The following is an 18,338-nucleotide window of genomic DNA, read 5'->3' as shown; positions in this document are numbered from 1 at the left end:
ACGCTTGCCCGGACGTGCGCCGACGCGGTCGGAGAGCGACTGGTCCGGCAGCCGTCGACTCCGGGGCGTTCTTGGCCCCTCAGCGCCAACCCGTGGCCGTGACCCAGCCGAGGCCAGGGAGGGAATCGCGGTGACCGGAACGGATCGCGAGCGCGCCGCGCTCGCCGGCGTGGTGTTCGCGGTGCTGTTCGCGCAGGTGCTCGTCTACCCGGGCGCGGCCGACCTCGTCGCCGCGTACGGCGCGGCCGACCCGGAGACCGCGAGCCGCTGGTTCCTCGCCACGGAGTTCGGCGCGTTCGTCGCGTTCGCGGGCGTCTGGGGCGCGGCGAGCGACCGTGCGGGGCGCCGCGTGCCGTTCATCGCCGCGGGCGCGCTCGCCGGGTCGCTCGGCTACGCCGCGCTCGCCGTCGCGGACGTCGGCTTCGCCGGCGCCCTCGCGCTCCGCGCGCTCCAGGGCGCGCTCACCATCGGCGCGTTCTCGCTCGCCATCACGATGCTGATGGACCTCTCCGACGACCACGGGAAGAACATGGGCGCGGCGGGCATCGCCATCGGCCTCGGCACCGCGCTCGGCGCGCCGGTGGGCGGCCAGCTTACCGAGGTTGCGCCGCGCGCGCCGCTCTACGGCGGCGCCGTCGTGCTCGCGGCCGCCGGTCTGTTCGCGCTCCGCGTCCCCGACCGCGCGCCGTCGGGCCACGGCGACTCCGCGCGCGCCGCCGTCCGGAGTCTCGCGGCGAAGCCCGCGCTCGCCGTCCCGTTCGCGTTCGGCTTCATCGACCGGTTCACCGCCGGGTTCTTCGCGCTCGTCGGCACGCTGTACTTCCGGCAGGCGTTCGGCCTCGACGCCGGCGCCACGGGCCTGACGCTCGCGCTGTTCTTCGCGCCGTTCGCGCTCCTCCAGTACCCCTTCGGGAAGCTCTCGGACCGGGTCGGCCGCACGCTCCCCATCGCCGTCGGCTCCGCGACCTACGGGCTCGCGGTAGTGGGCGTTGGGTTCGCACCGAGCCTGCGGTTCGCGCAGGCGGGCATGGTCGTCGTCGGCGTGCTCGGCGCGGTGATGGCGCCCGCGACGATGGCGCTCGTCACCGACCTCGCGGACGCGGGCGAGCGCGGCGTCAGCATGGCCGGCTTCAACGTCGCGGGGAGCCTGGGCTTCCTCACGGGCATCGTCGGCGGCGGCGCCGTCGCGGAGCGATACGGCTTCGCCGACGCGTTCCTGCTCGCGGGTGGCGCGGAACTCGTACTCGCGGCGCTCGCGCTCCCCGCGCTGCTCAAACTGAATCCGAAAACGATCGGTGTGGACGCCCGCTCGAGCGACGACTAGCAGCAGTTCTCAATACGGTTTTGCCCGGTGTAGGAGCCGAAAATAGTTGAACGCATCCTACCTGTTCACTCCTTCAGAGATTATTTACGGGCTCTGGGCTTGGTGACCGACGTGAACCGCCGTCAAGCCCTCACAGTCCTCGGTACGACAGCCCTCACGTCGGTAGCAGGATGTGCGACTCTTGAAGCCGAGCTCGGGATGCGATCAGATACACTCGGAGCGGTTACACTGGCAAACAGTATCGCAGAGCCGTTCGAAGTCTCGCTCGAAGTCCTTCGTGACGGCACCCTCGTGCATCAAGCATCGTATCAGCTTGACCCGGGTTCAGAGCGAGAACGGGCGCAGTATACCATCAATGAGTGGGAAGAGAATCCGGATGCACGGCAGTGGACTGTTCGGGCGAAGACTCCCGAGAGCGAGTGGAGAGACGCCACAATTGACGCTGCCAAGGGTTCCGAGGGCGAATGTTACAGCGTCACTGTTGTGACTGGTGATTGGCCAGAAACATCGCTGCTCGTCCTGCTCGGAGGATGCGAACCCAACAACCGCTAGCAATAGCTGTTACACTCGCAGAACTGCCTCTCAATCTGACCGCTGCCGATTCAGTCCGAGTGGTGAACAAAGAACTCGCGCTAGCAACTACTGCTAGCCCTGCAGGGATTCCTGGGCCGCCACGACGCCGGCGTCCGCGTCCACGTCGACGCCGATTTCGGTGAACGCGTCGCCGACCGTACGCACGCCCCGGAGCACCTGCTCGGGCGAGAGGTGGCCCATGTTCGACACGCGGAAGATGTCGCCGCCGAGGTGGGCCTGGCCGCCGCTGATGGAGACGCCGCGGGCCGACACCGCGTCCTGGAAGTCGCTCGCGCGCTCGCCGCGAGCGCCCTCCGGCAGTTCGATCGCGGTCACCGTGTTCGAGTAGTCGCTGGCTTCGTTCAGTTCCGGGAACGACTCCAGGCCCATCGCCCGGAACCCCTCTCGGAACGCGCGTGCCTGCCGGCGGTGGCGGTGGATTCTGGCCGACATCCCCTCCCGCCGGATGTCCGAGACGGCTTCCGCGAGACCCCGGAACAGGGGGACGGCGCTCGTGAACGGCGTCTGGTGTTGCTCGGCCTTCCGCAGATGCCAGTCGAGGTCCTCGTAGAACGGCGCGCGGTCGCCGTCGAGGTGTTTCTCTGCGCGCTCGGTGACGTACACGGCGCTGATACCCGGCGGCGCCGCGAGGCACTTCTGGCCGTCGGTCACCGCCACATCCACGTTCCACTCGTCGATGCGGAACTCGTCGCCGCCGATGCTCGTCACGCCGTCCACGACGTACCGCGCGTCGTGCTCCGCCGCGAGTTCGCCAACCGCCTCGACGGGGTTCAGGAGGCCCGTGCTGGTCTCGTTGTGGACCATCGTCACCGCGTCCGTGTCGTCGGTGATAGCGTCCTCAACGCGGTCCACGTCGACCGGTTCACCCCACTCGAACTCGACGTTCGTGACGCGAGCGTGGCGGTCCGCGATGCGCGCGAAGCGCCGCCCGAACTTCCCGTTGTGGACGGCGACGACGTCGCTGTCATCGTCGACGAGATTCGCCACCGCGGCCTCCATCCCCATCGTCGCGGTGCCGTTCAGAATCAGCGACGTCCCGCCCGCGGAGGTCGACGTTCCGCTCGGCGTGGAGTGCTCGAACACGTAGTCCAGGTGGTCCTGCGCTCGCTCGTAGACGGCCTCGAACGCCCCGGAGCGGTGCGAGACCATAGGTTCACTCATCGCCTCGCGAACGTCGCGGGACACCGGAACGGGACCCGGATTCAGGAGGAGAAAGTCATCGCGCATACTCCAGGATTGCCTCGCGAGCGGATAAGGTAGCGGGGTCGATGCAACGTCTGCCGGACTCCACCCGACACCGGCTGGGTTAGGCGGGCCTACGACCGGCCGTCACTCGAACACCCAGACGGCGTCCGAGTGGTTGCCGGCCTCGAACGTCAGCGACTGGGAGCGCTGGCTACCGTCGTCGGCCTCCCACCGGTAGATGACTTGATAGGTCGTGTTCGCCTCCAGGTCGTCGATGGTCACCATCTCGGCCTCGTACGCGCCAAGAGTCTCGGAGACGCTCCCGTCCTGCCGGCGGGCACTGTCGGCGTTCTCGATGACCTGCATCCGGACGCCGCGAGCGCTGTCCGCGGCGTTCACGAGGAGGAGCCGCTGGACCGGTCGCTCCGGGGGTTCCTCGCGGACCGCCGCGTCGTGGGGTATCCGGACGGCGCGCTGCTCGGTGACGTGGTAGAACGCCCGAGACGTGCCGTCGGCAGTCGGATACTCGACGTCGAAGCAGAACGCGTCCTCGCAGATGTAGAACGACGCGGTCGCGTTGCCCGTCGCCGGAGCGCCGACCACGTCGCCCTCGGTTTCGACGGCGAACGCCTTCGCGCGGTCGAAACTCTCCTCGTGGATGTCGATCCCATCGGGGGACGTGAGGTTCGCCGGCGGGTCGTACGTCTGCGAGCCGTCGTCTCCCGTCAGTTCACCGTACGCGACGTAGCCGCCGACAGCGACCACGGCGACGGCGAGGACGACTGCGAGCACGCGTCTGGAGGGCATTGCTCCGAGACTTACGTCAGATGACTTTACTGTTCGGGTGGTAGCGTACTGGCGCCGGGCGGGCGCGGTGTGTCGCACCGCTTACGACCCCCGGCCTCGTAGCCAGGCGCATGTCAGCAGCCGGCGAGCCGACGGACAACCCCTACGTCCGCGACCCGGACACCGACTTCGCGCCGGTCGAGGCGTTGAGCGAGCGTGAAGCGCGCGAGCAGGCGGCCGCGCTCCGCGAGGCAATCCGCCACCACGACACCCGGTACTACGTGGACAACGACCCCATCATCGGCGACCGGACGTACGACGCGCTGTTCTCCCGCCTGCAGGACCTGGAAGATGCGTTCGACGTCGCCGCCGAGAACAGCCCCACCCAGCGGGTCGGCGGCGAACCGCTCGACGAACTCGGCACCGCAGAACACGTCGCCCCGATGCTCTCCATCGACTCCAGTGGCGACCCCGACGAGGTGCGGGAGTTCGACGAGCGCGTGCGCCGCGAAGTCGGGGACGTCGACTACGTCTGCGAGCCGAAGTTCGACGGCCTCTCCATCGAGGTCGTCTACGAGGACGGCGAGTACGTCCGCGCCGCCACCCGGGGGGACGGCGAGACCGGCGAGGACGTCACCGAGAACGTACGCACCATCCCCAGCGTCCCCCAGAAGCTCCGGGGCGACCCGCCGTCGTTCCTGGTGGTGCGCGGCGAGATCTTCATCCCGCGGGACGCCTTCCAGGCGTTCAACCGCGAGCGCGTCGAAAACGACGAGGAGCCGTTCGCGAACCCGCGGAACGCCGCCGCCGGCACGCTCCGGCAACTCGACCCGAGCGTGACCGCACAGCGGCCGCTCGACTGTTTCTTCTACGAAGTACTGGCAGCCGGAGATTCTGCTGAGGACGTCGACGGCGACGCCTCGCGCGGCGGCCTCGGCGCGGGCTTCGAGACCCACTGGGCGGAACACGAGACGCTCCCTGATTGGGGGTTGCAGGTCAACGACCGCGCCGAGCGCGTCGACGATGTCGAGGGCGCCATCGACTACCGGGACCGCCTCGTCGACGAGCGCGAGGACCTGAACTACGAGATAGACGGCGTCGTGGTGAAGGTCAACGACCGCGCGAAGTGCGTCGAACTCGGCGTGACGAGCCGTCACTACCGGTGGGCGTTCGCGTACAAGTTCCCGGCGCGCTCGGAGGTCACGACCGTCTCCGACGTCGTCGTGCAGGTCGGGCGCACCGGCCGCCTCACGCCGGTCGCGCTGCTCGAACCCGTGGAGGTCGGCGGCGTCACCGTCTCACGGGCGAGCCTCCACAACGCCGAGGAGATCGCCGAGATGGGGGTCGGCGTGGGCGACGAGGTGCGCGTCGAGCGCGCCGGCGACGTGATTCCGTACGTCGCTGAAGTGGTCGAATCCCACTCCGAGGGCCACTACGAGATGCCGGACACCTGCCCGCGCTGCGGGAGTGAAGTGGAGTACGACGGTCCCATCGCGCGCTGTACGGGTGGCCTCACCTGCCCTGCCCAGCTCGTACGCGCGCTGGGCTACTTCACGAGCGTGCTCGACGTGGAGGGCGTCGGCGAGGAGGCCGCCGAACAGTTCGTCGAGGCGGGACTCGTCGAGCAGGACGTCGCGGACCTCTACGACCGCTCCGTCGAGGATATCGCGGCCCTCGAGGGCTGGGGGGAGACGAGCGCGCGGAACCTCCGCGAGGAACTCGAGGCGGCGCGCCATCCGCCGCTCGGCCAGTTCCTCGCCGCCATCGGCATCCCCGAGGTCGGGCCGACGGTCGCACGGGACATCGCCGCGGAGTTCGGCACGCTCGACTCGTTCCTCGCCGCGAAGGAAGCCGACTTCCGCACGGTCGACGGCGTCGGTCCGACGGTCGCACACCACATCGCGGAGTTCCTCGGTAACGAGCGCAACCGCCGCGTCATCGAGCGCCTGCGCGACGAATCCAGGCTCGGCGAACCCGAACCGGTCGAGCGCGAGGAGAGCGGGAGCGCGCTCGAGGGCCTGACGTTCGTGTTCACGGGGAGCGTCGAGGACTGGACGCGCGGCGACCTCCAGGACCTCGTAGAACGCCACGGCGCGAACGCCACCTCCTCGGTGTCCTCGAACACGGATTACCTCGTCGTCGGGGAGAACCCGGGGCAGTCCAAGCGCGACGACGCCGCCGCGAACGACGTCGAGGAACTCGATTCGGGAGCGTTCTTCGCGTTGCTCGAGGAGCGCGGTGTAGACGTCGCGGAGTAGGAGACGCGTTGCTGGGCGTTCGAAAGACAACTGCTCACCCGACGCGTCGCTACGCGATAGGAAAGCGGAAAAACCGCTCGTCAGTTACCGGGGATTACAGGCGAACGACGTTCGTCGCTCGCGGTCCCTTGTCTGCCTGTTCGATATCGAATTCGATCTCCGTACCCTCCTCGAGGTCCGCACCGCCCACGTCCTCCATGTGGAAGAACACGTCGTCGTCCTCGGCCTCAGTCTCGATGAATCCGTAACCGCCAGTCTGGTTGAAGAAGTCAACCGTACCTTCTGCCATTGCATCCAAACACATGCCCCGTCCACGGATAACGCTTCCGAGGGTCGCGGTACCACGCCGGTCGGACGGCCGAACGTCCAGAATTCGGGTGTCCAGCCACCGCCACAATCCAGAGACTGAAGCCCAATCGAACAGCCGACGACCACTAGCATCCGCGAGCGAGCGGCGGGCGGTTCGGAGCGAAGCGAGAACCGCCGAATGAGCGAACGGGGAGCAACGCGACCCGTGAGCGGCTCGACGAGCCCGAGCGAAGCGGTTCGCTCCGCGAGCGAAGCGAGCGGAGGCCGACGAGCGAACGGAGTGAAACGAAGTGAGCGAGGAGTGCTTTTAGTGCAGGTTTTGCCGAGTGGGCGCGCGAAGCGCGCCCACGCAGCGCAAAACGTGCATTAGCAGACCGGTTTGGGGTCGACGCCCTGCGCTTGGAGTTGTTCGACGTAGTCGTCGTAGGCGGCCTGGATGGTGTCGTCGGCGGCGGTTTTCGCGCGGTTCCAGGCGTCGTCGGTGTCACAGAGCGCGTCGAGGAGGTCGAGAGTGCGGTCTCGCTGGTCGTCGACGTCGGCTTTGAGGTCGCGGAAGACGTCCGCGGTCTGGGGGTCGGCCTGGCCGACGAAGAAGCCGACGAGTTGTTGTTTGGACTGTTCGGCGGCGAGCGTGCGGCCGAGGAGGCCGCCGGCGCGTTCGACGGTGGTCTCGAGTTCGCGGAGGTGGGCGTGCATCGCGGATGGGGTTTCGTCGGGGTCGTAGTCGTCGAGTTCGGCGGTGATGGCCTGTGTGTGGGCGCGTTCTTCGTCGGCGGTGGTGTCGAACGTCTCGCGGGCGTCCTCGTTTGGTTCCTCCTGGGCCCACGCCTCGAAGGTCTCCATGGCGACGAGTTCGGCGTCGGCGGCGGCTCGCAGGACGTGTTCGGCGTCGAGTTCGCCGCCGGTGTCGGCGTACAGTGCTTTCGAGGAGCCGAGGCGAGAGAGCGCGGTTTCGTTGTCGGTTCGGACGGCCTCGAGGAACTCACTGGGGGTCATGGTGGTGCGTACGCTCGCCACGGGTTTGTATGCTGGCGTCGGGGAGATGGCCGGCGTCGCGTGGCGGTACCTGGTGGACGTTCAGTGCCAGGAATGGGGAGAGGGTGCCGGGGGCTCGGCACCCTGGACAGCACACAGGGGCGACGTTCGCCCATTAGTGACATTCGTTACCATGATACATACATTTTACTGAATATCGGTTACCATAATACGACAAGGTGTCGATACGTCGGAAAAGGCGGCAGCGTTCTCGAAGACGATTCCTCGACTCCGTTCAGTTGTCGGCCTCGCCTTTCTCTATCGGCGCATCCACCAGATTCCCCCACTCGGTCCACGACCCGTCGTAGTTCACGACGTTGTCGTAGCCCAGCAGTTCCGACAGCGCGAACCACGCGATGCTGGAGCGTTCCCCGATGCGGCAGTACGCGACGACCTCCTGGTCGTCCGTGACGCCCTCGGACTCGTAGAGGTCCGCAAGTTCGTCGCGAGTCTTGAACGTCCCGTCGTCGTTCACCGTGGCCGCCCACGAGACGTTCTTCGCGCCCGGGATGTGGCCGCCGCGCTGGGCGGTCTCCTGGAGTCCAGGCGGCGCGAGGATCTCGCCGCGGAACTCCTCGGGCGAGCGCACGTCCACGAGCGGGATGTCGCGGTCGATGGCCTTCTCGACGTCGTCGCGGTACGCGCGAACGCCCTCGAAGGGGCCCCGGGGTTCGTACTCGCGCTCGGAGTGCTCCGGCACCTCGTCGGTGGTCGGGTAGTCGTTGGCCAGCCAGTAGTCCCGTCCACCGTCGAGGATGCGGACGTCGTCGTGGCCGTAGTACGTGAACTGCCAGTACGCGTACGCCGCAAACCAGTTCGAGTTGTCGCCGTACAGCACCACGGTCGAGTCCTCGGTGATGCCGTGGCTCCCCAGGAGGTCCGCGAAGTCCTGCTTCTCGAGGACGTCGCGCTGGGTCTGGTCCTGGAGCTGGGTCTCCCAGTTGAAGCCGATGGCGCCCGGCGCGTGGGAGTCGTCGTAGGCCTCCGTGTCGACGTCGACCTCCACGAGTCGGTACTCGGGGTCGTCGCTCTGGAACGCCTCCAGGTTGTCCTCCACCCAGTCGGCGGTGACGAGCACGTCGTTGGCGTAGCTGTCGTCTACCATACGACCACGTACTGTCGGCACACGCATAACTGTCGGCCACCGCGGCAGATTCCCCCGCACGTCAGTCCTACCGGCGACAGTCGCCGACTTCGACGCGCGGAGCGGCCAGCCAGCCGAAAACCCGCCAGAGATGCGGCAGAATTTGCCTGCATCGCGGATTTGGGGCCGGGCTGCTGACCGCCCGCGAGTCTAAAGGCCGGGGAACGCGTAGGAAACGACGATGACCGACGACTGGGTGGTGTCTGCGGATTGGCTTGCCGACAACCTGGAGGACGTGCGCGTCGTGGACGTCCGAGACCCCTGGGAGTACGACGGCATCGGCCACGTTCCGGGCGCGGTGAACGTCCCGTTCGAGTCGTTCCGCTCGGGGGAGCGCGACGGCGAAGGCGGGATGATGCCCGACCCCGAGGAATGGGCCGACCTGCTGGGGGAGGCGGGCGTCTCTGCGAACGACGCGCTCGTGGCGTACGACGACACTCACGGCGTGTTCGCGGCGCGGTTCCTCGTGACCGCCCTCTACTTCGGCCACGACGACCTCCACCTGCTCGACGGCGACTACTCGGGCTGGATCCAGGGCCACGAGGCGACCACCGACGCGCCGGACGTGACGCCCGTCGAGTACGAACTCCGGGACCGGCGTGGCACCCAGTTCGTGGACGCCGAGGCGGTGTCGACGGCGGTGGACGACCCCGATTCGGTGGTCGTGGACACCCGCGACCCGGAGGAGTTCGCGGAGGGCCACGTTCCGGGCGCAGTGAACCTCGACTGGCGCGAGCTCGTGGACGGCGAGACGCGACGGTTGAAGCCACGCGACGAGATCGAGTCGATCCTCGAGGCGAAGGGCGTTACACGCGAGAAACACGTCCTGCTGTACTGCAACACCGCTCGCCGCATCAGCCACACGTTCGTCGTGCTCTCGTGGCTGGGTTTTCCGGACGTCGCGTTCTACGAGGGGAGTCTCACCGACTGGGTGGCGCGCGGACACCCCGTGGAGTGACCGGCTCCGGAAGCGACGACCTTTTCTACCACTGGTTGGAACAACCAGGTAATGAGACGCCGCGAGTACCTGAAGGCCGCCGGTGCGGGCGCGCTCGGACTCACGACCGCCGGCTGTCTCCAGATCGGTGGCGGCGGTTCTGGTGGCCCACTCCAGATTGCCACGTACGATTCGTTCTTCGGCGACGAGCGCACCGCCGGACGGTGGCTGAAGACCGAGTGGGAGAAAAACCACGACGTCGACGTGGAGTTCACCGCACCCAGCAACGGCATCAACGAGTTCATCCAGCGGAAACGGGAGGGTGTCGGCATCGACGCCGACCTCTACGTCGGCCTGAACACCAGCGAACTCGTTCGCGTCGACCAGGAGTTGCCCGACGCCACGCTGTTCGACGGCATCGCCGACGACCTCCAGCACGACAGCCACATCAAGGACAGCCTCCGGGTCGACCCGGAGAACCGGGCGCTCCCCTACGACACGGGGTACATCTCCCTGGTCTACGACAGCACCGACGTGGAGAACCCGAAGACGTTCGACGCGCTCACCCAACCGGCCTACGAGGGCGCGCTGCTCGCCGAAAACGCCCAGTCGAGTGACCCCGGACGGGCGTTCCTGCTGTGGACCATCAAGCAGTTCGGCGAGGACGGCTACCTCGACTACTGGCGGAAACTCCTCGAGAACGACGTGCGCGTGCTCTCGGACTGGCAGCCCGCCTACGACGCGTTCCTCGCGGGCGAACGCCCCATCGTGGTGTCGTACTCCACGGACCAGGTGTACTACCACAGCGAGGACGAACTCCCCCACCACCAGGTCGGCTTCCTGAACGACCAGGGGTACGCCAACCCCGAGACAGTCGCCCGGTTCGCCGGCGCCGACCGGTCGGAGACCGCCGGCGAGTTCGTCGACTTCATGCTCTCCAAGCAGGCCCAGCCGAAGATCGCACAGAGGAACGTCCAGTTCCCGTCGACCGACTGGGCCGACCTTCCCGAGGGGTACGCCGAGTACGCCTACGAGCCGCCGGAGCCGGTGACGTTTACGTACGAGGAACTCGCAGGCAACGTCGAAGGATGGGTGGAGACGTGGGCACGCGAGATCGCCGCCAACTGATCCGTCACGTCGGGTGGCTGACCCACCGCGCCCGGGACCGACTGACGCGGGACACGGACCGCCTCGCGCTTCCGGTCGCAGGCGCCGTCACAGCCGCGGTGCTGGCGGTCGTCTTCTACTACCCCGTGCTGACGGTGTTCTCCGAGGCGCTCGCCGGCTACGGAGATCCCGTGTGGCGGATTCTGACCTCGGAGTTCTACCTCGGCGCGGCCCACGGCGTCTTCACGCACCCCCTCGAGGTGCCGGGCGACGTGCTCGCGTGGCTAGCGAGCGTCCGCGTGCACGCCGCGTGGGCTGGCCTGCTGCCCGACGTCTGGGTGACCGCGCCCCGGGTCCGCCTCGGACTGTTCGGATTCACGGCGTGGCAGGCGCTGCTCTCGACGCTCGCGAGCGTCGCACTCGGCCTTCCCGGCGCGTACGTGCTCGCGCGCTTCGAGTTCCCGGGGCGGCGGACGCTGCGCTCGCTGACCATCCTCCCGTTCGTCCTCCCCTCCATCATGGTCGTCGTCGGATTCGTCGCGACGTTCGGGCAGTTCGGGACGGTCAACGCCGTTCTCACTGCGTTCGGCCTGTCGCGCGTGACGCCGCTGTACACGCTCGAAATCGTGGTGCTCGCGCACGCGTTCTACAACGCGCCGCTGGTCACGCGGATGGTCGGGACCGCCTGGGAGAACGTCAACGCCAGTACGGTCGAGACGGCGCGCTCCCTGGGCGCATCGCCGTTTCACGCGTTCCGGCACGTCGTCGCCCCCCAGTTGTATCCGGCGCTCGCCGCGAGCGCGCTGCTGACGTTCGTCTTCACGTTCATGACGTTCCCCATCGTACTCGGCCTCGGCGGCCTGCGACTCGCGACCGTGGAGGTGTGGCTGTACTCGCTCGTCGGAGACCTCAACTACGACACCGCCGCCGCGCTCGCCGCGCTCGAGACGGTGCTCTCGCTTGCGCTCACGTACATCTACCTGCGCTACGAGGCCCGGCGCGCGGAGAGCGGCACTGGGAACCCGCTCCCCCGAAACCGGCTGCTGGACGCCGACACCGTGCGCGAGTGGCTGACTCGGGCGGGAATCGCCGTCTACGGCGTCGTCGTCGCGTTCGTCTTCCTCGCGCCGCTCGCCAGTATGGTGTTCGCGAGCGTCGGCGGCGTGAGCGACCCGACGCTGCGGTGGTGGTCGTTCCTGCTCGAACGCCAGTCCGGGCGAACCCGGCCCAGCACCGCGGTGTGGAACTCGCTGCTGTTCGGCGTCGGCGCGCTCGCACTCGCGCTCCCGATGGGCGTCGTCATCGCGGCGTTCACGACCCGGAGCGGGCGCGGCCGGAAGGTCGTCGACGCGGTGCTGATGGCGCCCATCGCCGTCTCCGGCATCGTCGTCGGGTTCGGCATCCTGCAGTCGCTCGTGTTCGGCGTGGAGCTGTTCGGCACGCGCGTTCGCGTCGTCGGCCCGGCAGCGGTCGTCGCCGCGCACGCCGTCGCTGGCTACCCGTTCGTGGTGCGGTCCGTCGCGCCGATGCTCGGGTCCGTAGACCACCAGCTCGTGGAGTCCGCGCGGGCGCTCGGCGCGAGTCGCGCGCGAGCGCTCTGGGACGTCGAAATCCCGCTCGTCTGGCCGGGCGTGCTCGCGGGCGCGGCGTTCGCGTTCGCCATCAGCGTCGGCGAGTTCGACGCGACCGTACTGCTCGCGGGCGAAGGCACGTACACGATGCCAGTCGCCCTGGAGCGGTATCTCGTGGACCGCACCGCCGGCCCGAGCGTCGGCCCGGCGGCCGCGATGGGCACCGTCTTGCTCGTTGTCACCGCTGCCAGTTTCGTGGTCATCGACCGCGTCGGGGGTCGGTATCGACCATGACTTGTCGCCGGACGCCCGAGCGAGGAGTCCAGCCATGACTGGCCTCGAACTGGACGGCGTCACGCGGCGGTTCGGCGCGACGACCGCCGTGGACGACGTGACGCTCTCGGTCGACGACGGCGAGTTTTTCACGCTCGTCGGCCCCTCTGGCTGCGGGAAGACGACGACGCTCAGACTCATCGCGGGCTTCGAGGGCGTGGACGAGGGCGAGGTGCGCTTCGGTGACGAATCGGTGGCGGGCGTCCCGCCGGAGGAACGCGACGTCGGCATCGTGTTCCAGAGTTACGCGCTGTTCCCCCACATGACCGTCGCGGAGAACGTCGGCTACGGCCTGCGCTTCACGGACCCCCCGGCGGGGCAGAGCCGCGAGGAGCGCGTCGAGGAGTTACTCGATCTGGTGGACCTCTCAGGGTTCGGGGACCGGTCGCCCGAAGAACTCTCCGGCGGGCAACAACAGCGCGTGGCGCTCGCTCGCGCGCTCGCCCCCGAGCCGAGCGTACTCCTGCTCGACGAACCGATGAGTGCGCTCGACGCTCGACTCCGGGAGCGCCTGCGCGTGCAGGTCAAGGAGATACAGTCCGAACTCGACATCACGACGGTCTACGTCACGCACGACCAGGAAGAGGCGCTTTCCATCTCCGACCGCGTCGCCGTGATGAACGACGGACGCGTCGAGCAGGTTGGCACGCCTGAGGCGGTGTACCGCGACCCGGCGTCCACGTTCGTGGCGTCGTTCGTCGGCGACAACAACGTCTTCTACGGCGCGTCTCCAGTCGAAATGGAGGGGTCGGCGGTTCGTGTCGGGGATTCGACGTTCGAGGTCGAGGGGGGCGTCGACGGGGTCGACACGCTCTGTATCAGGCCAGAATCCCTCCACTTCGACTCCGGAGTGAACACCATCCCGGTTCGCGTCGAGAGCGTGGAGTTCCTCGGCGACGCCTACCGCGTGCACTGCGACTGGAACGGCCGGGACGTTCTCGTGAAGACCCGCGAGAAACCGCCGACCGGCGAGGGCGTCGTCGGGTTCGACCCCGAGGACGCGACGCTGCTCTGAGTAGTCGGGCCTGCCGTCGCTCTCAGGGCGCCACGCCCACCGTCAGCAGCGTTCCGAACGTCCGGTAGCGTTCGACCATCTCCTCCCGGGTGTCGAAGCCCTCGTGGGGGAACTCGCTGGCGGGCGGAATCGGCGTCTCGTCGTCGGCGACGTTGTCCTGCTCGGCGACGTACAGGCCGGCGTCGCGGAACGCCTCGCGGTACTCCGCGCGACTCCAGCGCGTCATCTCCACGTCGATCTGCTCCTGCCACTGGTGGCTGTGGACGTTCTCCTCGTAGTAGTTCACCGCGCAGTAGAACGTCCCGCCGGGCTTCAGGATCCGGCACACCTCCTCGAGCGTCTCGCGGGGGTTGGCCGCGTAGTAGAACGCCTCCATCGTGAAGACGTGGTCGACGCTGTCGTCGGCGAACGGAAGACTCCCGAAGTCCCCGACGACGAACCCGACGTCCGGGTCGTCCGTGTACGAGCGAGCGTTGTTCGCCATCTCCGGGGAGCCATCGAGGCCGTAGCCCCGGGCGACGCCGCGCTCCCGCAGCGCGCGGAGCGCGTACCCACTCCCCGTTCCGAGGTCGAGCACGTAGTCGTCGTCCTCCACTGGCATCCGCGCGAGCACGTGCTTCGCGGTGTGCCAGTGGCGGTCCTCCATCCCCTTGTCGCGCCCGTCCGACGCCCACTCGTCGAACTCCTCGCGTACGCTCATGGCGGCACCCACGCTCGCGGCGGGCAAAACCCCACCGAACGCAGAACGCCGCGTCGAAACGGCGGTTGCAAGACCGCACCGCGAGGCGATCCGAGTACTCCAACCGCAGGACAATACAACCCCACCGCGAGACGATCCGAACACTCCACTACCCGGTGACGTTTTCCCGTCCCCCCACAATCTGCGGGTATGGTCGGTCGGAAGAAGCGCTACGCGCTCGCGGACACCGCCCAGCAGCTCGTCGGCGGGTTCCTGCTCGCGGGCCCGTTCGTCGTCACCGAGGAGGTGTGGGTGCTCGCCAACGAGATGGCGTGGTACCACGTCCTCCTCACGCTCGTCATTATCTTCGGCATCGGCTACGGCGCGCTGTACAAGGCCGACGACGACCGTGACCCCGACCGAGAGGTCGACGTCGTGGGAATCCCCGTGCGGTTCGTCTCGCTGATGAGCGTGGCGTTCGGCTCCGTCCTCCTGCTCGCGCTCGCGTTCAACGCGCCGCTGACGTTCGCGGAGAACATCGGCGTCGCAACCGACGCACGGACGCTCGCACTCCTCACCGTGAAAGCGACCGCCGTCGGCGCTATCTTCAGCGTCGTCGGCGCCGCGACCGCGGACAGCGTCTTCTGACCGGAGAGAACACCCTGTACTGCGAGACACCGTACCCCGCAAGATTAAGACGACGCGAGCGAGTATCCGCCGTATGGACTACGACCTCGCCATCGACGGCGCACCCGATACGGTCCCCGGCGGCACCGTCGTGTTGCTCCTCCACCCGAGCACCGGCGAGACGGACCGCATCGACACCGACTTCCTGAAGACCGACACCGACCACTTCCTGGTCGTCTCCACGCGAACCACAGCCCGCGAGGTGACCCAGAAACTCGAACACTACGGCGTGGACGAGGAGAAGGCCGACATCCTCGACACGCTCAGCGTCGAGCGCGGCTACTCCCGGCGCGGCGCGGCCCACATCCACTACGTCTCCGCACCAGACGACGTCGACGGCATCCTCACGTCCGTCGAGCGGTTTCTCGGCGACAACCCCGGGAAACGCCGCGTGAGTTTCGACTCGCTGACCGAACTCGCGTACTACGCCGACGAAGAGCGCGCGCTCGACGCACTCGTCCGCCTCGGCGACCTCCTCGAGGAACACGACGCCGTCGCGCTCGTCCACGTCTCCCGTGAGGTCCACGACGACGACACCATCACGGGCTTCGAGGACGCCAGCGACCTCGTCATCGAACTCGACGACGACGGCACCGTCACCGCCGACTACTGACCGCGAAAAACGAGCGGCGCCAGTTCGACATCCGCACCGCATCCACCCACTGCCGTCACTCGAACACCTTCTCCGCCCACTTCACGGCGTACCCGGCGCCGTGCTTCCGGTACGCGAGCGTGTCCAGCGCCGCGAACGGCGCCGGTAACTCGAGGTCGTGTTTCACGCCGCTGACCGCGAGTTCCGTGGCGTCCGAGAACGACGTCTCCTCGCGCGCGAGTTCCCGCGGAAGATCCTCGAGTCGCGGCGCGATCCGCTCGCCGGCGTCCACCCACGCGTCGTAGAGGGCGGGGAACTCGTCGTCCCACTCGCGGAACACCTCGCGCGTGTGGAGGCCCCGGTACGCGTCGAGGCACGCGACGGCCAACTGGTAGACGGTAGCCGGGTCCAGATCGCAGGCCGCGTCGAAATCGCGATACTGCTCCTCGAAGAAGCCCAGAAACTGCTCCGGCAGGTCGAGGCCGGCCTCGACGAGTGCCTCCGCGACGAGGAAGTCCACGAACGACTCCGGGGTCCCCTCGGTGCGCGCCTTCACGAAGACCACCGGCGGGTCGGTCTGAGTGGTCCACGCGACCGACCCGTCGCCCGGCGCCCCCACCAGGAAGTCGGTGGTGGTGAGTCGCCGGAGGAGTTCGGGCGCGTCCCCGGGGAGCCACGCCTCGTCGTAGTGGTGGGGCGTGATGGCGTCGGTAAGAAGCGCGAGGTCGTCGCGGTTCGCCGCCGGGAGCGTCTCGAAGTCCCGCTCGCAGTCCAGCACGACTGCGCCCGGTGCGTGGGCGTCGCGGACGCCCGCGAGGTCGTCCGTGAGGTCGCGCTCCGAGAACATCACCCGACGAGCGTGAAGAGAACGAACACCGATAGCAGCGCGGCGATGCCGACGGTTCCGACGACGAGTTTCGTTGCCGTGCTCATTGCCCGAGTGTGCGCGCCGCTCGCACTTGACGATAGTGGTTCGCGGCGTGATGCCAGTGGCTCGCAGCGTGATACGGTGTCACAGGCTGGCCTAGTCCGCCGTCGCCGGCGCGCCGTACGCCCGCCACGCGCCGGACCTGAAACGCACCAGGTTGACCGCCGCACGCGCGTACATGTCCCCGAGAATGGCCGCGTAGATGGCCACGAGACCGAAACCCAGGCCCGGCGAGAACGAGAGCGCGGGGATGGCCAGCGGCCCGAGCGAGAGCGGACCGAACGTGAACGCGAACCCGACCGGGAGGGCGACGAACGCGAGTGGAAGGCGCACCACGTACGTGCTGATGATGCCGCCGTAGAACGGCCACCGGGTGTCCCCCGCGCCGCGCAAGCCGCCGCGCAGCGTTCGAGACACGGAGAAGGCGGCGACGCCGAGGCCGAACACGCGCACGAACGTCACCGTGAGCTCGAGGTTGCCGGCGTCGAACGCCCGCGCGATGGGCGTCGCCGCGGCGAAGATGACCGCGCCGATGAGTAACTGGGTGGCGAGCGCGATGCGCAGCGTCTGCCACCCGTACTCGGCGGCCTCGTCCGGGTCGCCCGCACCGAGGCGCTGACCGACGAGCGTCGAGGAAGCCGTCGAGTACCCCCACGCGGGCATCAGCGCGAGCAACATCACGCGGCGCGCGATGGCGTACGCCGCGACCACCGTCGGTCCGAACACGCCGAGCACGAACAGGAACGGGAACCGGCCGAGCGTCCGTGAGAGTCGCGTACCGGCGAGCGGCAGCGCGACGCGCACGATCTCCCTGGCGACCGCCCAGTCCCACTGCTTCCCGCCGAGGTGCAACTGCACGCTCCATCGACCCGACAGCAGGACCGCGAAGAACGCCACGCCCGCGAGCGTGTTCGCGGCCGCGGTCCCCCACGCCGCGCCGACGACGCCCAGTTTCGGGAAGCCGAGCAGGCCGAAGATGAGCAACGCGTTCAACACGATGTTCGTCGGGAGCGTCACCAGGCGGACGTACATCGGTGTGCGGGTGTCGCCCGCGCCCGCGAGCGCTCGCGCCGCGGTCATGCTCCAGAACCGGAACGCCACGGAGAGCATCACCACGCGCAGGTAGTCGGCGCCGAGTGCGGTGGTCTGTGGGTCGTGGGCGAGCAGGCCGACGAGGAAGTCCGCGTACACCCACGTCCCGACCGTGATCGGCACGGAGATGAGGACGGAGAGCCACAGCGACTGCTTGATGGCGAAGTCCGCGCCGACGTCGTCCTCGGCGCCCTTCAGTCGGGAGACGACGCTGATGGTGCCACTCGTGAGCGCGAGTGCGAGACCGAACGGGATGAAGTAGTACTGGAACCCGAACTCGAGGGCGGCGACGGCCGTCGACCCGGCGGCGACGCTCACCATCAGGAAGTCCGCGGTGCGGAGCAGGGTCCGCAGGCCACCGGTGACCATCGCGGGAACCGCCAGGTCGAAGGCCTCCTCGCCCTTCTCGCGGTCGAGCACGCCGAGTCGAGCGAGTAGCGCGGGGAACGCTGCGAGCAACGCCCCAATTCGACTGGAGAGCGCCGCGAACACCGCGGCGAGGGAGGCGAGGGCCGACCGGGTTCGCTGGCGAAGACGCATCTATCGGAAGGGGGGTTCCGCGGCGGAAAACAACTTCGGCACGCGGCAAATCACTCGCCGTTTCGTGTCCGCTGGCCGCTCATCCCACCGTTTCGTTTCCACAAACTGGCCCGGTGTCTCGTGTCCGCGAACGTAGTCACCGCACCGTTTCGAGCACAAAACGGAACGTTCCACTCGAAAGAAGGGGTGGAGAGCGGTTGGTCGGTTGCCGCGTCGGCAAAC

The 18,338-nt window shown here is 68.2% G+C and carries 18 protein-coding genes; 9 read left to right on the top strand and 9 right to left on the bottom strand.

Translation table 11 applies throughout. The annotated features are described in order from the left end of the window. The first annotated feature begins 130 nt into the window (after positions 1-130). Complete coding sequence (locus LT970_RS12550; protein WP_232686818.1) at positions 131-1,324, top strand: MFS transporter; 1,194 nt, start codon at positions 131-133, stop codon at positions 1,322-1,324. Positions 1,325-1,426: 102 nt separating this feature from the next. After that, complete coding sequence (locus tag LT970_RS12545) at positions 1,427-1,876, top strand: hypothetical protein (RefSeq protein ID WP_232686817.1); 450 nt, start codon at positions 1,427-1,429, stop codon at positions 1,874-1,876. A 93-nt stretch (positions 1,877-1,969) separates the two neighbouring features. Here the strand turns inward: LT970_RS12545 and LT970_RS12540 are convergent, their stop codons facing one another. Beyond that, positions 1,970-3,145: a pyridoxal-phosphate-dependent aminotransferase family protein gene (locus tag LT970_RS12540; RefSeq protein ID WP_232686816.1), complete on the bottom strand. Its 1,176-nt coding sequence runs from the start codon at positions 3,143-3,145 to the stop codon at positions 1,970-1,972. Positions 3,146-3,247: 102 nt separating this feature from the next. Next, on the bottom strand, positions 3,248-3,910 hold the full coding sequence (locus LT970_RS12535; RefSeq protein ID WP_232686815.1) for a hypothetical protein: 663 nt from the start codon (positions 3,908-3,910) through the stop codon (positions 3,248-3,250). Positions 3,911-4,020: 110 nt separating this feature from the next. Between LT970_RS12535 and ligA the strand changes: the two genes are divergently transcribed. After that, complete coding sequence (gene ligA, locus LT970_RS12530; protein ID WP_232686814.1) at positions 4,021-6,147, top strand: NAD-dependent DNA ligase LigA; 2,127 nt, start codon at positions 4,021-4,023, stop codon at positions 6,145-6,147. A gap of 94 nt (positions 6,148-6,241) precedes the next feature. On the opposite strand, the gene LT970_RS12525 is transcribed toward ligA, so the two are convergent. From LT970_RS12525 to LT970_RS12515, 3 genes are all read right to left on the bottom strand, one after another. Next, the gene (locus tag LT970_RS12525) at positions 6,242-6,436 is read right to left on the bottom strand and encodes a cold-shock protein (RefSeq protein WP_232686813.1); all 195 of its coding nucleotides are present in this window, start codon (positions 6,434-6,436) and stop codon (positions 6,242-6,244) included. A gap of 386 nt (positions 6,437-6,822) precedes the next feature. Then, entirely contained in the window at positions 6,823-7,452 is a 630-nt protein-coding gene (locus LT970_RS12520; RefSeq protein WP_232686812.1) for a ferritin family protein, read from the bottom strand. Between the two features lie 274 nt (positions 7,453-7,726). After that, on the bottom strand, positions 7,727-8,596 hold the full coding sequence (locus LT970_RS12515; protein ID WP_232686811.1) for a sulfurtransferase: 870 nt from the start codon (positions 8,594-8,596) through the stop codon (positions 7,727-7,729). 220 nt (positions 8,597-8,816) lie between these two features. On the opposite strand from LT970_RS12515, the gene LT970_RS12510 reads away from it, so the two are divergent. The 4 genes from LT970_RS12510 to LT970_RS12495 are packed head-to-tail and all read left to right on the top strand — an operon-like array spanning position 8,817 to position 13,598. Further along, complete coding sequence (locus LT970_RS12510; RefSeq protein ID WP_232686810.1) at positions 8,817-9,593, top strand: sulfurtransferase; 777 nt, start codon at positions 8,817-8,819, stop codon at positions 9,591-9,593. 51 nt (positions 9,594-9,644) lie between these two features. Continuing rightward, entirely contained in the window at positions 9,645-10,700 is a 1,056-nt protein-coding gene (locus tag LT970_RS12505) for a thiamine ABC transporter substrate-binding protein (RefSeq protein WP_232686809.1), read from the top strand. Beyond that, positions 10,661-12,544: an ABC transporter permease gene (locus LT970_RS12500; RefSeq protein ID WP_232686808.1), complete on the top strand. Its 1,884-nt coding sequence runs from the start codon at positions 10,661-10,663 to the stop codon at positions 12,542-12,544. The genes LT970_RS12505 and LT970_RS12500 overlap by 40 nt, the downstream gene beginning before the upstream one ends. Positions 12,545-12,578: 34 nt before the next feature. Continuing rightward, positions 12,579-13,598, top strand: coding sequence for an ABC transporter ATP-binding protein (locus tag LT970_RS12495; RefSeq protein ID WP_232686807.1), 1,020 nt, complete (start codon positions 12,579-12,581; stop codon positions 13,596-13,598). Positions 13,599-13,620: 22 nt separating this feature from the next. On the opposite strand, the gene LT970_RS12490 is transcribed toward LT970_RS12495, so the two are convergent. Then, entirely contained in the window at positions 13,621-14,298 is a 678-nt protein-coding gene (locus LT970_RS12490; RefSeq protein ID WP_232686806.1) for a class I SAM-dependent methyltransferase, read from the bottom strand. A gap of 189 nt (positions 14,299-14,487) precedes the next feature. Between LT970_RS12490 and LT970_RS12485 the strand changes: the two genes are divergently transcribed. Continuing rightward, positions 14,488-14,925 (top strand): DUF2391 domain-containing protein, encoded by a 438-nt coding sequence (locus tag LT970_RS12485; protein ID WP_232686805.1) that lies wholly within the window; start codon positions 14,488-14,490, stop codon positions 14,923-14,925. 73 nt (positions 14,926-14,998) lie between these two features. Continuing rightward, positions 14,999-15,577: a DUF7090 family protein gene (locus LT970_RS12480; protein ID WP_232686804.1), complete on the top strand. Its 579-nt coding sequence runs from the start codon at positions 14,999-15,001 to the stop codon at positions 15,575-15,577. 55 nt (positions 15,578-15,632) lie between these two features. Here the strand turns inward: LT970_RS12480 and LT970_RS12475 are convergent, their stop codons facing one another. The 3 genes from LT970_RS12475 to LT970_RS12470 form a co-directional block, all read right to left on the bottom strand. Next, positions 15,633-16,403 (bottom strand): DUF7089 family protein, encoded by a 771-nt coding sequence (locus LT970_RS12475; RefSeq protein ID WP_232686803.1) that lies wholly within the window; start codon positions 16,401-16,403, stop codon positions 15,633-15,635. Continuing rightward, positions 16,403-16,489 carry a hypothetical protein gene (locus LT970_RS14715; RefSeq protein ID WP_432419615.1) on the bottom strand — a complete coding sequence of 29 codons (87 nt, stop codon included), beginning with the start codon at positions 16,487-16,489 and terminating at the stop codon, positions 16,403-16,405. Before LT970_RS14715 ends, LT970_RS12475 begins: the two co-directional genes overlap by 1 nt. A 91-nt stretch (positions 16,490-16,580) precedes the next feature. Next, a complete protein-coding gene (locus LT970_RS12470; protein WP_232686802.1) occupies positions 16,581-18,116 on the bottom strand; it encodes an MATE family efflux transporter in 1,536 nt (511 codons plus the stop codon). Between the last annotated feature and the right edge of the window lie 222 nt (positions 18,117-18,338).

Origin of the sequence: Halobacterium zhouii, assembly GCF_021249405.1 — an archaeon.
Taxonomy (GTDB): Archaea; Halobacteriota; Halobacteria; order Halobacteriales; family Halobacteriaceae; genus Halobacterium; species Halobacterium zhouii.
The sequence above is the reverse complement of the archived record's forward strand: the minus strand, read 5'-3'. Positions and strand labels throughout refer to the sequence as shown.